This window comes from Youngiibacter fragilis 232.1 (assembly GCF_000495435.3).
Taxonomy (GTDB): Bacteria; Bacillota; Clostridia; order Clostridiales; family Clostridiaceae; genus Youngiibacter; species Youngiibacter fragilis.
Genome location: NZ_AXUN02000171.1, coordinates 1 through 17,627 on the forward strand (window position 1 = coordinate 1; position 17,627 = coordinate 17,627).

Here is a 17,627-nt window from a genome sequence, read left to right on the forward strand (position 1 = left end):
CAAATTAAAATACACTACCTCTTTGAACCGAACCAGTCAACGAACTTGTAGCCTATGGCTATCGCTGCACCTGACTCCTCCATGAGCTTTGCATAAAGTGACGAAGCGGCAAAAATGAAGAAATAGTTCTTGAAGAAGTTAAGATATCCGGTCATATAGAATTCCGAGAAGGATTCCCATATCCCCATTCCGTTTGTAAGTATTACGACCATACCTGCGATAATTGTAAGCGGCAGTGCTCCTACTCCCTTATAGGCGAGCACCGCAAGGATCAATATTGCTATTAGTAGTCCAGTTATTCCTAACACTGTATCCCTCTTTCCTTATATTATTATTATGAGCCATATCGATTGAAACCGCCAGATTATAACTTAGGTACCGTGAACCTCTCAAGGTTAGCCATTGTCGGGAAAGGTATCACACCTGCTTCAAATTCCTTGACTATCTTTACGATAAGGTCGTTGAAAGGTGTATCAAGTCCGAATTTGTCGCCATTAAGCGAAACTATCCCGTTGATGTAGTCAATCTCGCAGGGTCTGCCCTTCTCCATGTCCTGCATCATGCTGGCCTTCTGAGGCCTGTGAACTGAATATACGTCTCTCAGGAACTCCACTGCATGGTCCCTTCCCGCTTCGTCATAGAACTTCAGCTCATTGAAGTCCTTTCCAGGTATGATGACCTCGAGCCCGATCCCCTTCAGGTCAGCTACCCTGATGAGCTCATCAGCAACATGCGCTGCGCACCTGACCGCCTTCTCATCGTCGATTATCTCACCGAAGGTGCAGCCAAGGGCAGCTGACATTCCGCTTAAAGCGCTGTTCATGAGAAGCTTCGACCACCTGATACCCAGCAGGTTGGTATTGATCTCCACATCTCCAGCCATTTTCAGGAATGCTTCAACCCTCTTGAGTTTCTCAGTGATCGCGCCGTCAAGGCTTCCAATCTCAATCCTCATGTGTTCCGGCTTGGTGTAGAGCTGTGACACTCCCGGTGCTATCCAGCCTCCGCCCCAGCCTACTGTTCCGCCTACTGTCCTGTCAGTTCCTACTATCTCCGCTACCGCCTCCTCTGGTATTCCGTTCTGGAGTGTGCACACGACGCTGTCCTCATTGATGAACGGCAAAAGGTTCCTTAGCGCAACCGCATTTGCAGTCTGCTTAAGCAGCACTATCACCACATCATAGATGCCATCCATCTGGTCTGGAGTTATTGCCTTTACAGGTATGTTCTTGAGGTCTAGGTACCCTGTTACGGTCGCACCTTTCTCATTCAGTGCATCCACGTGCTCCTTGTACGAATCAACAAGCACCACATCTCCGCCGTTCTTTGATACAACCGCTCCCATGATGGTTCCAAGGGAACCCGCTCCTAAAATTGCTGTCCTCATTCTTTCCTCCTAATGTAACTTGATTTATCTCCAGCCTAGACCTCAAACAGATCCAGGTTTGAAAACTCATACTTAAGTTCGCCGTTTTCAATCTTCTTTACTATTTCGACCACCTTGTCATTCATCGGTGTAGGGACATTGAATTTCCTTCCTGTCTCACAGACTACCCCGTTGATGGCATCTATCTCGCATTTCCTGCCTTTCTGCAGGTCCTGGAGCATGCTCGCAACAAGCTCAAGATGAGGTCTCCAGAAGAACCTGTATGCCTTCTCAGCCTCGAGCCTGCTCGGTTCATCCCAGTAATCAAGCCTCTGGTCAAAGTCGAAGCCATGGGAAGGCTCCATCCTTATCCCCGCTGCCCTGCTTACATCTATGCACTCCTTACCGACCACCTGAAGCACCCTGAAGCTCTTGTCATTCTCCATGACATCCCCGAATTTGCATCCAAGCGCAGTGGAGACACCGCTGAATGTCGCGTTCATGAGAAGCTTTCCCCAGCGAAGCCCCATAAGGTTGGTGGAGATCTCAACAGGACACATGCACTCAAGTATCTCCTTTATCTCATATACCTCGGGAGTTATCTCACCGTTCACGGTTCCAAGCGTGAAGAACATGTCCTGGACTTCCGTTGTCAGCCTTGATACTCCGGGCTCAACCCATGTGGCTCCCCAGCCTACTGGTGCACCCATGGTCCTGTTCTCACCGAACGCTTCTGCTACGGCGATCTCAGGAAGTCCGTTCTGCAGTGTGCAGATTATCGTCTTTTCCCCCACATGCGGCTTAAGCTGCGCGAACGCCGCTTCATTGTACGTCTGCTTGGTCATGTAGAAGACAAGGTCATAGATCCCTTCCATCTCGTCCGGTGTCAATGCATTCACCGGAACAAGCATCTCCTTCTGACCTATAACCCTGGCGCCATTCTTCTTAAGAGCATCCACATGCTCCCTGTTGACGTCAATAAGGTCGATTTCCCTTCCCGATTGCGCTATGTGGGCCCCAAGTATCGTACCAAGAGACCCAACTCCCATAATTGCCAGTCTTTCCATTTCATCCCTCCTGATTTGAAGTAAACAATTACATCGACGTCTTATATTTAGCAATAACCATGCCAATAAAAAAAAGACCAAAAACAAGGCCATTTGATAGATTCATCAGCATGTTCCGTCGCGAAAAGCGACGATTTGCCATTTAATGCGTCATCTAATCCGACACCAAACAAGTTCGGCCTGACTGTCCGGGTTGCCTGACCTTTCCAGTCACCCATCTGCAAATATCCGCCAGAATACCATCGAAAATAACTGAAAAGTTCCGGATGATCCCCAGCTTTTCTGAAGTTATCCACATAAGATTGCAGTAAAGCTCACATCACGTGATATTCTGTTGGTGAAGCATCCTGATTCTGTTAGAATTAAGCTGTATTAAGAAAACCAGATAGAAATTAGACGAGGTGTTTACCATGATCCAGGATATAGAGCCAAGAATATTCGACAACAACTTCAAGAACAGGAAGCCGGAGGCCCATGACCTTTTCCTGTCATATGATGGTGATAAGGTCCTTGTCAGAGAGGATAAGGACAAGCTCTGGTACCCTTCATTCTCCGATTTCGAGGAAGGTCATCCTAACCTCATGGAGAAAGCCACATTCCTGTTCAGCATTGATGACTTAAGCTACTACCTTACAGATGAAAAGGCACTTGATTCAGTTGAGGGCTGGACATACGTCAGCACCTCAAGGTTCAGGACCGAACCGAAGTACTGGCGCTCCTTCGCAGGTGTCGTCGGCTGGCAGCTGAACAGATGGTATTCAAACCACAGGTTCTGCAGCAGATGCACAAAGCCAATGGCCCATTCGGACAAGGAACGCATGCTATACTGCGAAAGCTGCGGCTTCCAGACCTACCCTACGATCTCACCCTGTGTCATAGTCGGAGTCCATAACGGCAACCGTCTGCTGCTGACAAAGTATGCAGGCCGAGCCTATGCGAACTATGCCCTGGTTGCAGGCTTTGCAGAGATCGGCGAAACATTGGAGCAGACTGTTAAAAGGGAGGTCTTTGAAGAGGTGGGACTAAAGGTCAGGAACCTGAAGTTCTACAAGAGCCAGCCCTGGCCATTTACTGACACGCTGCTTGTTGGCTTCTACGCTGAGCTTGAAGGCGACGACAAGATAACGATAGAGGAAGACGAGCTTGCACTTGGAGTCTGGATGGAGAGGGAGGATATCCCGCCTGCTGAGCTCAAGATAAGCCTCACAAGCGAGATGATGGAAGCCTTCAGGACACGGTCATTCGAGCTTTAACAATAAAGGACCTTACCGCCAATCTCTCTTTGGCAGCAAGGTCCTTCTATCTGTTACTAATTATCCCGTTAAAAATATACTTACAATTGCGTTCACCATAAGTGAAATCCTGACATATGGACATGCATCTCCATACTATGTATTCAAAACCAGCTTTACCGCTTAATTTCTTATGGTCCGGTTAGTATTCCATAGCACACAGCCAGATCAAAATAATATTTGTCTACAGCAGCCTTCAACTCAGGCTTCTTTTTGAGTATGAGATATTCCATAATCCTCTTGATGCCCTCAACCCGGTCGGCTGGTCCTTTTTCTGAATTCATGATCACGTATCCAGGATAGCCTGCAAGAAGTCTTTGATGGAGGTTTGCGAGATATCCAAAGCCGGTAGTCTCAGAAACTGCCCTGTGGATTTCAAATTCATGAATCCTTGCCTGGTCAATCCTTTCTGCCCCACAGGCATTCATATACTTGCCAAAGATCTCATTCAATCCTGATATATCAAGTTCCCTTGCCAGTATGACCTCCATGAGCTCATATTCAATTTCTGCAATGATCTTGAGAGCCCTGGCTATCTCATCGAGAGTAGTTGCCCTTACCCTCATATGCCTGTTGGGCAGCCTCTCCAGATAACCTTCCTTCTCCAGCAGCTGAAGAGCCTCCCGGACCGGTGTCCTGGAAAGCTTGAGCTGTTCTGCCAGTTCTTCCTGAATGATTTCCTGTTCCGGAATCAGCCTTCCGGATATCACATATTCCCTTAGTACGTCAGCTATCTGGTCCTTTGTCTGCACCAAACCGATTTTTCTCATAAATACACCATTACTGCACCAATCGCATTCCTTAGATAATTCATTTGTAACCATTATAGTATATTGTATACAAAGTTTGAACATGTAAGGTCATAAAGGGCCGTGGATGCTTCCAGCTGTACAGATGCTCCAACGTAAAAAGAGCTGGGACGAACAGCTCTTTTCGTTGGAGTATAGGAGTATTGCTAAATGTTTGGCATGGTTCTTCTTACCTAATGCGCTTTGAAATGCACATGTCCGTAATCTTCCTACTGGCAGACCTTCCCAGGATTAAGTATATTCCTTGGGTCAAATGCCAGCTTTATGTTCCTTAGCAGAGAGATGTATGACTCATCATATTGCTCGAAAAGGTATGGTCTCTTTGCGAAGCCAATTCCATGCTCCCCGGATACTACACCTTCAAGCTCCCTTGCCCTGCTGTACATGCACTCGAATATGTCAGTCAGCTTCTTCTTCCACTGCTCCTCGTTCATGTCATCCTTCAGAACATACACATGGAGGTTTCCGTCCCCTGCATGTCCGAAGCTCCTGATCCTTACATCGAACTGCTTTTCAAGCTCATGCGTGTACTTTATGAAGTCAGCTACCCTGTCCCTTGGGACGCATACATCGCATTCATCCATATCAGTCGTGGACGCCTTGACCGCCTCAAGGAAAGCTCCTCTTGCGGACCAGATGCTCTGCTTCCTTTCGTCTGTGTCCGATATGAACACATCAAGGGCACCTTCCTCAAGGCAGAGCTGAGCCACCTTGTCATAGCTCCTTTCAATCTCCTCAGTGCTGTTTCCGTCAAAGGAAAGGAGAAGATATGCATCTGATGAATTGTCAGGGAACTTCTTGTCAAGGAACTGCTCGGCAGCGAGTATTACTTCCCTCTGCATGAACTCTATGGCTGTCGGCGCCGCCTTGGACTTAATTATCTTAGGCACTGTGCTTATTGCCATATCAAGGTTCGGGAAGGGTATGAGAAGGCTGATGACCTTCTTTGGCAGCGGAAGAAGCTTCAGTGTGGCTTCGGTGATTACTGCAAGGGTTCCCTCGGAGCCGCATACCATATCCTTTATGCTGTACCCTGAGCTGTTCTTGACGACCTTTCCGCCTACCTTCATGATGTCGCCGTTTGGCATCACGAGCTCAAGGCCACGCACGTAGTCCCTTGTCACTCCATACTTCACGGCTCTCATTCCACCGGCGTTGGTATTTATGTTGCCGGCAATTGTTGCTGTCTTCTCACCCGGATCAGGAGGATAGAAGAAGTCCCTTTCCTCGACGTACTTGGCAATATCCATGAGCATGACGCCAGGATCCACCGTCAGTGTAAGGTTGTTCTCGTCCAGTTCCTTTATCCTTGTCATCTTGGTCATGTTCATCATGATCCCGCCATGTATTGGCACCGAGGCTCCGACCAGGCCAGTTCCCGAACCTCTTATAACCACAGGGATGTTGTTCTCATGCGCATATTTCATGACCTTAGACACTTCTTCAGTGGAGAGCACCTCTACCATGACCTCAGGCATCCTGCTTATGCCTCCAAGCTCATCATGGCTGAAGTCTTCGCTTATCGCCTCTCCTGCATATACTCTCCCATCATCAAGCGCCTGCCTGAGAAAAGCCAGATCCTTGTCATCTATTATCTTATATCCCATCATTATGCTCCCTTCTCAAGCTTGATTCTTTCAATGAGCTGCGGCAGCACCTCATAAAGGTCCCCGACGATTCCATAGTGTGCTATGTTGAAGATCGAAGCCTTCTCGTCGCTGTTCACCGCAAATATATGCTCCGACCCGTTCATGCCGGCAGCGAACTGCACGGACCCTGAAATTCCCAGCGTTATTATGAGCTTCGGCTTTACAGTTCGTCCGCTTAGCCCTACCTGCCTCTTGGCATCAAGCCAGCCCGACTCAACAAGGGGCCTTGTCCCTGCAATCTGGGCATCAAGCAGTCCTGCAAGCTCCCTTACCATCTCCATGTCCTTTTCACTCTTTATTCCCCTGCCGACAGCTATTATGGTCTCAGCATCAGAAATGCTCGTTTCCTTGTCCTTCTGCCTTACCTCGAGGACCTCTGTCCTCGATGCAAGCCTGCTCTCATCGATTCTGCACTCTACTACCTCACCGCTGGCTTCTGCCGACCTTTCCAGCGCGTTCATCACCTTGTACCTTACGGTTGCAAGCTGTGGCCTGGTGTTCGGGGTCTTTATCTGTGCCATTATGTTTCCGCCAAAGGCCGGCCTTATCTGGACAAGGTCAGTGTTCTCCTTGATATCAAGCACAGTGCAGTCAGCTGTGAGCCCGGTCCGAAACCTTGCGGCCATCCTTGGTGCAAGTGACCTTCCTATGGTGGTCGCTCCTACAAGTATGGATGAAGGCTTCACGTTGTTTATGAAATCCTCGAATGCGGCGGCGTAAGGCTCGATCCTGAAATCCTTCAGTTCCTCATGGTCGTATGCATATACCTTGTCAGCTCCGTAGTGAAGGAGTTCACCTGCCTTGTCCAGTATTCCATGACCGAGGAACAAAGCGTATACCGGGAAGCCAACCTTCGCTGCAAGCTCCTTCGCTTTGCCAAGCAGCTCCATTGTCACAGGATGGATCTCTCCTTCAACATGGTCCACATACACAGCGATGCCTTTCCATAAGCTCTTGTCCACAGCCTGCCTTTTCTCATCCCCGACAAACTCCATGACTCCTTTAGGCCCCTTGCTCACGCAGATCCTGCAAAGCTTGCAGGCTGCATTCACCTCAAGCTTCCCATTGTTATCCTCAAGGGCATTGAAAGGACATATCCTGATTAGTTCAGCCATATTTTCAGCCGTCACCAGATGGTCGTTGACCTTTAAAGTTCCCATTGTTCCATACCTCCCTATACCAGCTTGAGCTCAACGAGCTTGCTGGAAACATTCATCGCAACTTCTGAACCCTCACCCTTGAAAATTTCCCTCTTACCGTTCGCAGCCGGCGGGAATATCCTCTCAACCTGTGTCGGGGAACCGTCAAGTCCGTATTTTCTGACATCCTGGTCCTCGAAGTCTGCGAAGGTTATTGTCCTTATAGCCTTGTCCTTAGTCGCCATCTTTCTTCTGTAGGAAGGCAGCCTCGGCTGGAATATGTCCTTCTCAAGAGTCAGCAGGCATGGGTACTTGACCCTGACCTTCTCGATGGTATTGGGCATATCCATCTCAACGGTTATCGAATCATCAGCTATCTCAAAGATCCTGGTCACATTCGCTATGTGGGGTATGTTCAGATACTCAGCCATCTCAGGTCCCACCTGCGCAGTATCACCATCCGTCGTCTGCTTGCCGGTAAGTATGATATCGAAATTCCCAAGCTTCTTTGCTGACTGTGAAAGCGTGTATGATGTGGCGAGCACATCCGAGCCTGCAAATTTCCTGTCCGAAACCAGCGCTCCCTCATCTACTCCCATCATGAAGGCTTCCTTTATGACATCCTCTGCCTGCCTCGGACCCATGGTCATTGCGGTTATCGACCCGCCGCTCTTTTCCTTTATCCTCAGGGCTGTCTCGAGAGCATACAGGTCGTAGGGATTCATCTTCGAATCCACACCGTCCCTCTTGAGTACTCCTGTCTTTTCATCAACCTCAACCTTCGTTGATCCCGGAACCTGCTTGATACACACCAAAATATTCATGTTTCCCTCCATTTTCTTTTTATAGCAATCCCATTAGAAGCGGGGCAAGTATGACAGTCGCCAGCCCTGCAATACCGATAGAAAGTCCGCTCATGGCACCCTGCGTTTCCCCGAGCTCCATGGCCTTTGAAGTGCCTACCGCATGGGATGCAGTACCAATTGCAACACCCTGGGCCACTTCATCCCTGATATGGAATACCTTGAGAAGTCCTGGTCCGATGACTGCTCCAGTAATCCCTGTAAGCACTATCACCGCAACCGACACCGGTACGATTCCTCCGATTTCCCTGGAGATCTCCATTCCTATGGCAGTAGTCACTGATTTCGGGATCATCGAAACCGCCACCGCCAGGTCAACCCTGAACAGTCTGGACAGAAGCACGACGCTCAGTATCGAGGTGACACTTCCGGCAAGTATACCAACAAGTATTGGCACCATGTCCTTCTTCAGCATCTCGATCTGCCTGTAGAGCGGTAGTGCCAGGACTACGGTCGCAGGTCCGAGCAGAAACAGTATGAAGCTTCCGCCCATGTCATAGCTGGGCTTCGGGATGCCTGTCCCCATCAGGACAAGGATCACGATCACAATTCCAACCAGCAGAGGATTCATGAGCGGGCTCTTCGTTCGTCTGCTTATGAGTATTCCGATCTCATAAGCCGCGATGGAAAGAAGTATCCCAAATGCCGGAGTGTTGAGGATCGATGCCATCAGATTCTCCTCCTCTTCAAAAGCTGTACCGTCCAGCCGGTCACACCGACTACCAGGACGGTTGAGATAACAACGATCATCAGTATCGGCAGCCATGCCGCTCCGACAACGTCAAGGCTGCTTATCAGCCCCACTCCTGCAGGAACGAACATGAACGCCAGATGGTCAAGGAGAAACTTAGTGACAAGGCCGATGTCATCTGGCTTGATTACCTTAGTCATCAGCCCTAGGAACAGGATCACCATACCTATGACAGTTCCGGGTATGCTGATCCTAGTCACTGACCTTATAGCCTCACCTGCAAGAAGGATACCAAGTATGATCGCGAGCTGTCTTAGCACTTTCATTTCTTAACCCCTTACTTATTAAATTTTGGTCGTATGGTCATTTGGTATGACCAATTTCTTGAGATGATAGTATCACAATGCTGATAACGTTTAAAGCTTAATTTAAAAATTAACATCCGCCTTCTGTAATCTTTTACATTCAAAATCCAAAGAAACCGCTAAGCATCTGCACCCGTAGACCATTCGCACCTACGAAAAACTTTTTACACAGTATGATTTTGCGGTCATCAGTAAAATATTCCGTTAAATATTTAACCTTGAAAGGCAAAGTAAAGGAGATTACCCTTCACATTGAAAAGTAATCTCCGGAGTTCTCATATGCTCTTTTAGTACAGGTCCATATTCTTGATTATCATGTTCATATGGTCTTCCATTACTTTCGCAGCCTTTTTCTCATCATGGTCAGCGAGTGCCTTGTAGATCTTCTCATGGTGCTCAAGGAGTGTTTCCTTATTCTCGTCCCTGTTGATTATCGCTTCCCTGGCCTCCTTGATGAATGAATCCATGAGCGAAGATACTGCTGTAAGTATGCTTACGATCAGGTTGTTCCTTGAAGCCCTTGCGATGATGTAATGGAACCTCTTGTCGAGGACTACATTTTCCTGCTCGTCCGGATGCGACTTCATACCGGCAATGATCTCAGCCAAGGCGTTTAGCTCCTCGTCTGTAATGCTCCTTGCAGCCAATGATGCGGTCTCCACCTCGAGCACCCTCCTAAGCTCCAGTATCTCTGAGTTCCTGCTGTCCTGAAGGGTAAACATCAGTGAAAGCGGCTCTATCAGGTTATCCTCAAACTGCTCACGAATGAAGTTGCCGCCGCCCTGCTTGCACTCAACCAGGCCGATTATCTGCAGAGCCCTCAGCGCTTCCCTGACCGATGTCCTTGAGACCTGCAGCCTTTCGACGAGTTCCCTTTCAGGAGGCAGCCTGTCGCCCTTCTTGAGCTCACCACTCACGATCATATATTTTATCTGTTCAATAACCTGCTCATAAACCTTCGTGTTCTTAACCGGAGTAAACATACTCTACACTTCCTTCAGATGACTTCTCGATTCCATCGACTGTGGACTGTCCACTAAACCAATTATCACCCAAAGCACCAACATTTGCAATCTTTCCTGGTATTAGCAGTCCCCTGAATCTTAAGGTCAGGCTCCTGTTTCCTATTTTTTTGTAGGGAAAGCAAATGAAAATCAAACTTTGCAGAAACATCCTTGAGGTGGTCGATGATATGGAGATGCTGCGGACATACGCTCTCACACTGACCGCAGGCTATGCAGTCCTTCGCCCTGCCGTGGTTTGTCGCAAGGTTCATGTAGAACAGGATCTCATTGCTCATGGCTGACCTGCTCGCGCTGTTGTATAGGGCGAAGTAGTCAGGAATCGCAATGCTCATGGGACAGTCCTTCTCGCAGTATCTGCAGGTTGTGCAGGCTATGGCAGTGTCCTCATTTATTATTTTCGTGACCTGCCTGATGATCTCATTCTCATCTTCACTAAGCGGCTTGAAATCATCCATATAGGATGTGTTGTCCTGGAGCTGATCCATGGCGCTCATTCCGCTGAGTACCATGAAAACACCCTCCTGGCTTGCAGCATATCTTATGGCCCATGAAGGCACAGACGCATGCGGAGCATGCTCCTTCATCAGCTTTTCAGCCATGTTCGGGATATTCACAAGATTGCCTCCCTTGACCGGCTCCATGACAACTACCGGCTTGCCATGCCTCCTGGCAACCTCAAGGCATTTCCTTGACTGTATTCCAGGATTCTACCAGTCAGCATAGTTTATCTGCAGCTGCACAAAGTCCAGCTCAAGATGTGCAGTCAGTATCTCCTCTAGCAGCTCAGGGGTATCGTGGAATGATATCCCAAAATTAAGGATTCGGCCTTCCTGCTTCTTCCCTAAGCAGAAGCCAAAGCTATCGAAATCACAAGCTTTCTTATAGGAGGTTATCCCAATATTATTCAGCAGATAGTAGTCAAAGAACTCTACACCGCAGTTTTCAAGCTGCTCGTTAAATATTCTTTCCTTGTCCTCCAGGGAATTGAAATCACGCATGGGCATCTTTGTAGCAAGCTTGAAGCTTTTCCTGTCATGCCTTTTGACAATTGACTCCCTTACCGCAGCTTCAGCCTTGTATCCATGATAGGGGTACGCAGTGTCAAAGTATCCAAAGCCTCTAGCCAAAAATGTATCCACCATGCTGTTGAAGGTCTCAACATCGAAGGAGGTTTGGTCCTTTTTGTCCAAAAGGGGCAGCCTCATGCATCCGAACCCGAATTTCTTCATTTCCTTTCCCCCATACTTTGGTTTACTGATGAATGTTCTCAACCTAAACAAAGCATCTGGAGTACGCTCCAAGTCAAGATAGTTTATACACTTAAATTTATTCGCATTTTTGCAAAATCCAACAATAAGGCTGCCACTGCATATTGGCTAATTCTTTCCGGACGATTGTTATTCGTCCGGATTAATCCGGTCGATAATAATCATCCATAATCTTGCTTATAAAATAAATTATGCTCTTCTTGGAAACCACATGGATATTATTACTTTATTCTCTAGCCTGGTAGGTTACATTTCTGCCACGCCCCAGCTGAATTATAAGCCTTTTATCTCTCAACTGAGTAATCCAGAATATCGTCTGTGACTTTCCCAGTTTGATTTCTTTCTCAATATCAGCACGGCTTATCGGTCCTTTATTACTTATAACTTCATAAATTTCCTTTGCGACTTCGCTCATGCTATCAAGTCTTGAAATAAACCCTTTATCACTATCTGCAGTATTACCCGATATTTTTGGAAGAACTACTGTGATGCTATTTTCAGATACATGAAATTCGGGTTTTTTTGCTGAATCCTTATAATATGCCTTGATCCTTCTTACCCCTGTGGCTAGTTTCTCAATAATCCTAAGTCTGTAAAAAACATCTGCGATTACTCTGTTTCTCGATACTGAAATACGCCCTTCTAAATACTCCTCCTCGGATATTCCAATGGGTAAACCTCCAGGTGAAAATATTTCTATGCGATCTGTGTAGATTTCAATTCTCGCAGCAGCATCACGGGAGTAATCACGGTGAACTATCATGTTTGCCACTGCCTCACGGTATGCTACCAATGGCACCTCTTCCACTGTTTCCCTGAACGCGCTCGTGATCACTTCACCCACATTGATATGTTTCCGATAAAAATCCATACACACATCAAATTGCTCAAGCACTGACATTCCACTTAGCGTCTGCCTGTCTCTTATCTCAACAACATTATCATTGCTATAAGCAATCAGGTTAATCATCTTATTTACTTGATTGTCACCATCTGAAAGAATTACTGCTGCATTATTATACTTTCCTGTTCTTTTTAATCCGAGTGTTATTAGAAGATCCTCAGTCAAAATTTGAATTCCAAGTCCTTTTTTTATTGCTCTACTTAAGAATGCAAAATTAAGATCCTGAGTTGCAGATACAAGTTCCTCGAAGCTTGTATTCCTTCCTTGAAGAATAAGTTCCTCATATGCGAATCTGTCTACAGCTACAGTTGAAGTATCCATGCGCTTATACGCTTTGTTTTTGTAAAGATAAGGAGTGTTTTCCCCTTTGTATACCTTCAAAACAACTATATTTTTTCCATCATACAATATTTTTTCGATTTCATAGTATGGCTTCGGATCCAGGTTGTCATTTATTGCATTCTCAAGGGTAAGCCTAAGTTCATCAGGACTATCCACACCAATAATGTGCAGATCATCTGAAATCCCCAAAATGATATGGCCATCATGATAATTAGCAAATGCACTGACAGTCTTTAATAGTGTATTGGAATAATTCTGCTTGTATTCTATTTGCCTGGTTTCGCCTGCCATAAGTATTTCCATTTCAGACCTCCATTCCGGACGATTTTCATTCGTCCGGTTTAAGTTTACCATATCCTGCTATTTTTTTCCATAATTCGTCCGGTTTTCCGGTCGAACCTCCGGTCGAAAGATCTCGAGCCTTCAATGACTGCCGAATGAGAAAATCGCCTGCCAGACAATGCCAACAGACGATCCCTTATATTCAATATCCATCTCACCGTTTATGCTTCTTTTTCCAATACTGCCATTTCCAGAGCTCTCTGCACGATATGGTGCATATCGTAATATCTGTATTCGCCAAGCCTCCCGGCAAATAGCACACCTTTTTCATTATCTGCCATCTGCCTGTATTTAGCGTATATTTCGTTGTTCCTTGCATCATTTACCGGATAGTACGGTTCACATCCTTGTTCCCATTTTTCAGGGTATTCCCTGGTTATTACAGTCTTTGGCTGTGTTCCGAATTCGAAGTGCTTGTGTTCAATTATCCTTGTGTAAGGAACTTCATATTCTGTGTAGTTAACTACTGCGCTTCCTTGATAGTTGTCTGTATCAAGTACTTCATGCTGAAACCTCAGGCTCCTGTATTCAAGCTCGCCATGCTCATAGTTGAAGTACTCATCTATCATGCCTGTAAAGACTATCTTCTTTGCCGATTTGGAATATTGCTCCCTGTCCTTTAAAAAGTCAGCATTTAAGATGACCTCTGTACCTTCCAGGAGCCTTTCAACAATCCTTGTATAGCCTCCGACCGGTATGCCCTGGTACCTGTCATTGAAGTAATTGTTGCTGTAGATGAACCTCATGGGAAGCCTCTTGATGATGAAGGCAGGGAGCTCAGTCGCCTTCTTTCCCCACTGCTTCTCCGTATACCCCTTTATCAGCTTCTCGTAGATGTCTCGTCCGACAAGGCTTAACGCCTGCTCCTCAAGGTTTTTCGGTTCACTTATCCTCTCAGCTTCAACCTGTTCTTTTATGATCCTTCTTGCTTCCTCAGGTGTCCTTATACCCCACATCTGGTGGAAGGTGTTCATGTTGAAGGGAAGATTGTATATCTCATCCCTGTATATGGCTATCGGTTCGTTTGTGAACCGGTTGAAGTCCGCAAAACTGTTCATATACTCCCATACCGCCTTGTTGTCGGTATGGAAGATATGCGCCCCGTATTCGTGTACGTTTATGTCTTCAGCTTCCCTGGTATATACATTTCCGCCTATGTGGCTTCTTTTGTCGATAACAAGGCACTTCTTCCCGGCTTTCTTCATCTCATGGGCGAAGACGCTGCCGTAAAGTCCGGCCCCAACAATAAGATAATCATACATCAGTTGAACCCCACAACCTTTCGCGATACCTTGTATACCGCAATCGACACGATCCTTCCGAACCTTCCCGGAAGGTTGACGGTAGCACCCAGGAATCCCCTCCTGAAATGCCTGTAGATCCTCTTGTTCCTGGTCTTTATGAACTGCCAGAGGTCCCGCTTCTTCCTGAGGTTTTCTGCTGTTCCCGACCGTATAAGCATGATCGAGGTCACTATCGTAACAATCTCAAGATAATTGAGCATGTACCTTCTCTGCCTTACGTTAGTCACACTGTCAAGGTCCACCTGCTCGAACATGAGCCTGTTGACCTTTATCTGCTGGTCGATCCTTCTTATCATCACAGCTTCATTGACGGACTGGTCAGCACGGCCTATGAAATAACGATAAAAATCGACATCGATGTAGTACAGCGTCTTCACATGCTGCATTGGGACATATACGAAGAGGTTGTCCACGTAGAAGGTATGCTCGGGCAGTATGAGCCCTGATTCCTTCAGCACATCCATCCTGAATATGACTGAATGCATCAGCATGTACTGTCCCTTCCTGAATCTCTTCACCTCATCCCATGTGATAATGCGTTCCTCAGGCAAGGCATTCCTGTACCGCATTGCCATGTTAACCAGGTTTCCCTGCTTCTCATAGACAAAGTTGCTTACGAAAAGGTCGACATCAGACCCTTGTTCAACCATCCTGCCTATCGTTTCAAGGATACGCTTATACGCGTCGAGGTCAACCCAGTCATCGCTGTCGACCACCTTGAAATACCTTCCGGCGGCATTTCTCATGCCGGTATTCACAGCTCCGCCATGTCCGGCATTCTTCTGATGGATCGCCCTTACAATCAGGGGGAACCTTTCTGCATACTCATCCGCAATCAAGCCGGTGTCATCAGATGACCCGTCATCAATGACCAGTATCTCAACTTGCTCTCCGCCTGGAAGAAGGGATTCTATGCAGTTCCTCATATATTCCTGTGAGTTGTAGCATGGAACGGCTATGGACAATAGTTTCATCAAAAATACCTCAACTAGATATAATATAGTGGCTTAAGGAAAAGTAAGTTTCTTGTATGAATACTTGATTTTAATGGACCTCGTCAGGATTCCCCAAGGATATCCTCATGTCTTCCGCCGCCATCTTGCAGAGGTATGAGCATCCTCAGGATGAACCAGTTGTCGCTGGTGTTTATCGTGACATTTCCTCCATATTTCTTTACGGTGCTGATTATGCTCTTGATCCCGTATCCGTGATAATCGCTGTCTGCCTTGGTTGTGGTGGGCAGTCCGTCCTCGAAGTCAATGTTGTCATCAAAGTAGTTTTCAAATCTCACCATAAGGAAGTCATTCTTAGAAAACACAGCTACCCTTATCAGATGCTTGTCCTTGTCCTGCAGCTTCTCCACTCCCTCGATGGCATTGTCGAAGGCATTCCCGAATATCGTGCATATGTCCATGACATCCATGAAGTTCAAAAGGCTTCCATCCGCTACGCAGGTAAGGTTGATGCCCTTCTCCCTGCAGTAGATGCTCTTCCCTGTAAGCACGGTGTCGAGCACTGAGTTACCTGTCTTTATGTCCGACTCATACATGCTTATGGCCCTGTCCATTTCGGCAAGGTATGACTCCTTCTTGGCAGCGTCGGTTTCCGCCCTTATTATTGCTATCTGGTGCTTCAGGTCATGGTACTTCCTGTTTATCAGCTCAGTAGCTTCCTTGGAGCTCTGGTACTGCTCATACTGCCTGTAAAGCACGTTGTTGATAGCCTCGAGCTCGAACTTCATCCTCATTTCCTTGCGCTGTTCCTGCTGGGCATAGATCATGGTAAGTCCGCTGAAATCAACGAGCGTCCTTATGTAGAATATACCGGCCCCCACAGTCGTGAAGATCTCAGCATCCTTGAACGCGAAGTTTATGTTGCTTATTGTAAAGGAAGCAATGGTGATGAGTATGACACTGCCTAACTCCTTCCTGCTGACGTCGAGCCTTCCGTTTCCTTTAACCTGTCTTTTCACAATAAGGTAAAGCAGCACGAAAAGGACAGAATACACTCCAGCCATTATCAGGACTGACGCTGTCAGTGAATCATGGCCAGTGATCAGGACGAAATAGAAGTATACCTGCGATTCAAAGGCTGCGATGAACTCTGCTGCAATGAAGGCTACGGATGTGGCGTAGCCGGCGTCAAGCAAGGGTATGTCGCTGCATACATAAATGAAGGCCAGCATGGATGCGACTGCAACCATCATGCTCGGGACCCAGAAGGCAATGTGCAGCATTCCGGCTACATGCTGTATTGCAAACTGGATTATGCCAAAAGCGGCAAAAATCCCTGCGAGCCTTATTCCAAGGAACCTTCTCCTGAGGACCAGTATGAACACGGCACATGCCGCGAACTCAGCAAGTGCTGTGTAAAGCCTTGGGATCTCAGAAAACTGCAGATAGCTCACCTAAGCACACCTCCGATATAGTCAGCAAGCGCGTTCATGAAATCAGCCTTGCGCGGTCTGCTTATCTTGAGCTTGTGCCCTCCCACTGTAGCTATGTCCTGGTTTACACTCTCCACATGGGCAAGATTGACAAGATAGCAGTTGTTGCAGCGGGTGAAGGATGATGAAGGGAGCTTCTGCTCCATGTTCTTCAGGGAATCATTGAATGTGTATTCCTCGTCCAAAGTATGTACAGTGATCCTGTGCCCGAGGCTCTCGAAATAGGTCACCTTTGCCAGGTCGAGCTTTACTATCCCCCCTGAATGCTGCACCACGAGAAAGCTGTCCTTCTTCTTTTTCATCTGGCTTATGGCCTTGGCAAGCTGCTGCGAGAATGCGAACGGGAGCACGGGCTTTATGACGAAATCAAGAGCGTTAACCGAATACCCCTTTATGGCGTAGTTCGCCATGTTGGTTATGAAGATCATTATGACATCCTCATCCACTGACCTTATCTTTTCCGCTGCGGTCATCCCGTCCATTTTGGACATCTGTATGTCAAGGAATATGATGTCGTATATAGGCTTGTAGCCTTCTACTATTTCAGACCCGTCTGCAAATGCTGTGACCTCGAACTTCTCACCGCTTGTCCTGGAATATTCTGCAATGCAGCCCTTGAGGAGGTCCCTCACTTCAGCTTCATCGTCTACTATAGCCACCCTTATCATCTCTTCACCTCCCATGCTTCCAGCACCTTTATTATCCGGATATCTGAATATTAAGCCATCGCTGTTAAAGTATCAATAAGCAATTGT

The 17,627-nt window shown here is 47.0% G+C and carries 16 protein-coding genes and 1 pseudogene; 1 reads left to right on the forward strand and 16 read right to left on the reverse strand.

The window, feature by feature from the left end:
* Positions 1–14: 14 nt before the first annotated feature.
* The 3 genes from T472_RS08790 to T472_RS08800 are packed head-to-tail and all read right to left on the reverse strand — an operon-like array spanning position 15 to position 2,433.
* Positions 15–308 (reverse strand): hypothetical protein, encoded by a 294-nt coding sequence (locus T472_RS08790; RefSeq protein WP_023387758.1) that lies wholly within the window; start codon positions 306–308, stop codon positions 15–17.
* Positions 309–364: 56 nt separating this feature from the next.
* Entirely contained in the window at positions 365–1,387 is a 1,023-nt protein-coding gene (locus T472_RS08795; protein ID WP_023387757.1) for a ketopantoate reductase family protein, read from the reverse strand.
* 35 nt (positions 1,388–1,422) lie between these two features.
* A complete protein-coding gene (locus tag T472_RS08800) occupies positions 1,423–2,433 on the reverse strand; it encodes a ketopantoate reductase family protein (RefSeq protein WP_023387756.1) in 1,011 nt (336 codons plus the stop codon).
* A 410-nt stretch (positions 2,434–2,843) separates the two neighbouring features.
* Here T472_RS08800 and nudC point away from each other — a divergent pair, with 410 nt between their 5' ends.
* Positions 2,844–3,686 carry an NAD(+) diphosphatase gene (nudC, locus tag T472_RS08805; RefSeq protein ID WP_023387755.1) on the forward strand — a complete coding sequence of 281 codons (843 nt, stop codon included), beginning with the start codon at positions 2,844–2,846 and terminating at the stop codon, positions 3,684–3,686.
* Between the two features lie 170 nt (positions 3,687–3,856).
* On the opposite strand, the gene T472_RS08810 is transcribed toward nudC, so the two are convergent.
* From T472_RS08810 to T472_RS08870, 13 genes and pseudogenes are all read right to left on the reverse strand, one after another.
* Entirely contained in the window at positions 3,857–4,495 is a 639-nt protein-coding gene (locus tag T472_RS08810) for a GntR family transcriptional regulator (RefSeq protein WP_023387754.1), read from the reverse strand.
* Positions 4,496–4,743: 248 nt separating this feature from the next.
* Positions 4,744–6,141, reverse strand: a complete 1,398-nt coding sequence (locus T472_RS08815) for an FAD-binding oxidoreductase (protein WP_152975152.1) — start codon at positions 6,139–6,141, stop codon at positions 4,744–4,746.
* A 2-nt stretch (positions 6,142–6,143) separates the two neighbouring features.
* A complete protein-coding gene (locus T472_RS08820) occupies positions 6,144–7,343 on the reverse strand; it encodes an electron transfer flavoprotein subunit alpha/FixB family protein (protein ID WP_023387752.1) in 1,200 nt (399 codons plus the stop codon).
* A gap of 14 nt (positions 7,344–7,357) precedes the next feature.
* Positions 7,358–8,146, reverse strand: a complete 789-nt coding sequence (locus tag T472_RS08825) for an electron transfer flavoprotein subunit beta/FixA family protein (RefSeq protein WP_023387751.1) — start codon at positions 8,144–8,146, stop codon at positions 7,358–7,360.
* A gap of 19 nt (positions 8,147–8,165) precedes the next feature.
* Complete coding sequence (locus T472_RS08830; protein ID WP_023387750.1) at positions 8,166–8,855, reverse strand: LrgB family protein; 690 nt, start codon at positions 8,853–8,855, stop codon at positions 8,166–8,168.
* A complete protein-coding gene (locus T472_RS08835; protein ID WP_023387749.1) occupies positions 8,855–9,202 on the reverse strand; it encodes a CidA/LrgA family protein in 348 nt (115 codons plus the stop codon). Before T472_RS08835 ends, T472_RS08830 begins: the two co-directional genes overlap by 1 nt.
* 326 nt (positions 9,203–9,528) lie before the next feature.
* Positions 9,529–10,224: a FadR/GntR family transcriptional regulator gene (locus T472_RS08840; protein ID WP_023387748.1), complete on the reverse strand. Its 696-nt coding sequence runs from the start codon at positions 10,222–10,224 to the stop codon at positions 9,529–9,531.
* Positions 10,225–10,394: 170 nt separating this feature from the next.
* Positions 10,395–11,495 (reverse strand): annotated as a pseudogene (locus T472_RS08845) (aldo/keto reductase); the annotation flags it as partial.
* A gap of 265 nt (positions 11,496–11,760) precedes the next feature.
* Entirely contained in the window at positions 11,761–13,083 is a 1,323-nt protein-coding gene (locus tag T472_RS08850) for an RNA-binding domain-containing protein (RefSeq protein ID WP_023387747.1), read from the reverse strand.
* Positions 13,084–13,283: 200 nt separating this feature from the next.
* Positions 13,284–14,384, reverse strand: coding sequence for a UDP-galactopyranose mutase (gene glf, locus T472_RS08855; protein ID WP_023387746.1), 1,101 nt, complete (start codon positions 14,382–14,384; stop codon positions 13,284–13,286).
* Complete coding sequence (locus tag T472_RS08860; protein ID WP_023387745.1) at positions 14,384–15,400, reverse strand: glycosyltransferase family 2 protein; 1,017 nt, start codon at positions 15,398–15,400, stop codon at positions 14,384–14,386. Before T472_RS08860 ends, glf begins: the two co-directional genes overlap by 1 nt.
* A gap of 83 nt (positions 15,401–15,483) precedes the next feature.
* Positions 15,484–16,833, reverse strand: a complete 1,350-nt coding sequence (locus tag T472_RS08865) for an ATP-binding protein (RefSeq protein ID WP_023387744.1) — start codon at positions 16,831–16,833, stop codon at positions 15,484–15,486.
* Positions 16,830–17,540 carry a LytR/AlgR family response regulator transcription factor gene (locus T472_RS08870; protein ID WP_023387743.1) on the reverse strand — a complete coding sequence of 237 codons (711 nt, stop codon included), beginning with the start codon at positions 17,538–17,540 and terminating at the stop codon, positions 16,830–16,832. Before T472_RS08870 ends, T472_RS08865 begins: the two co-directional genes overlap by 4 nt.
* Positions 17,541–17,627 lie beyond the last annotated feature (87 nt).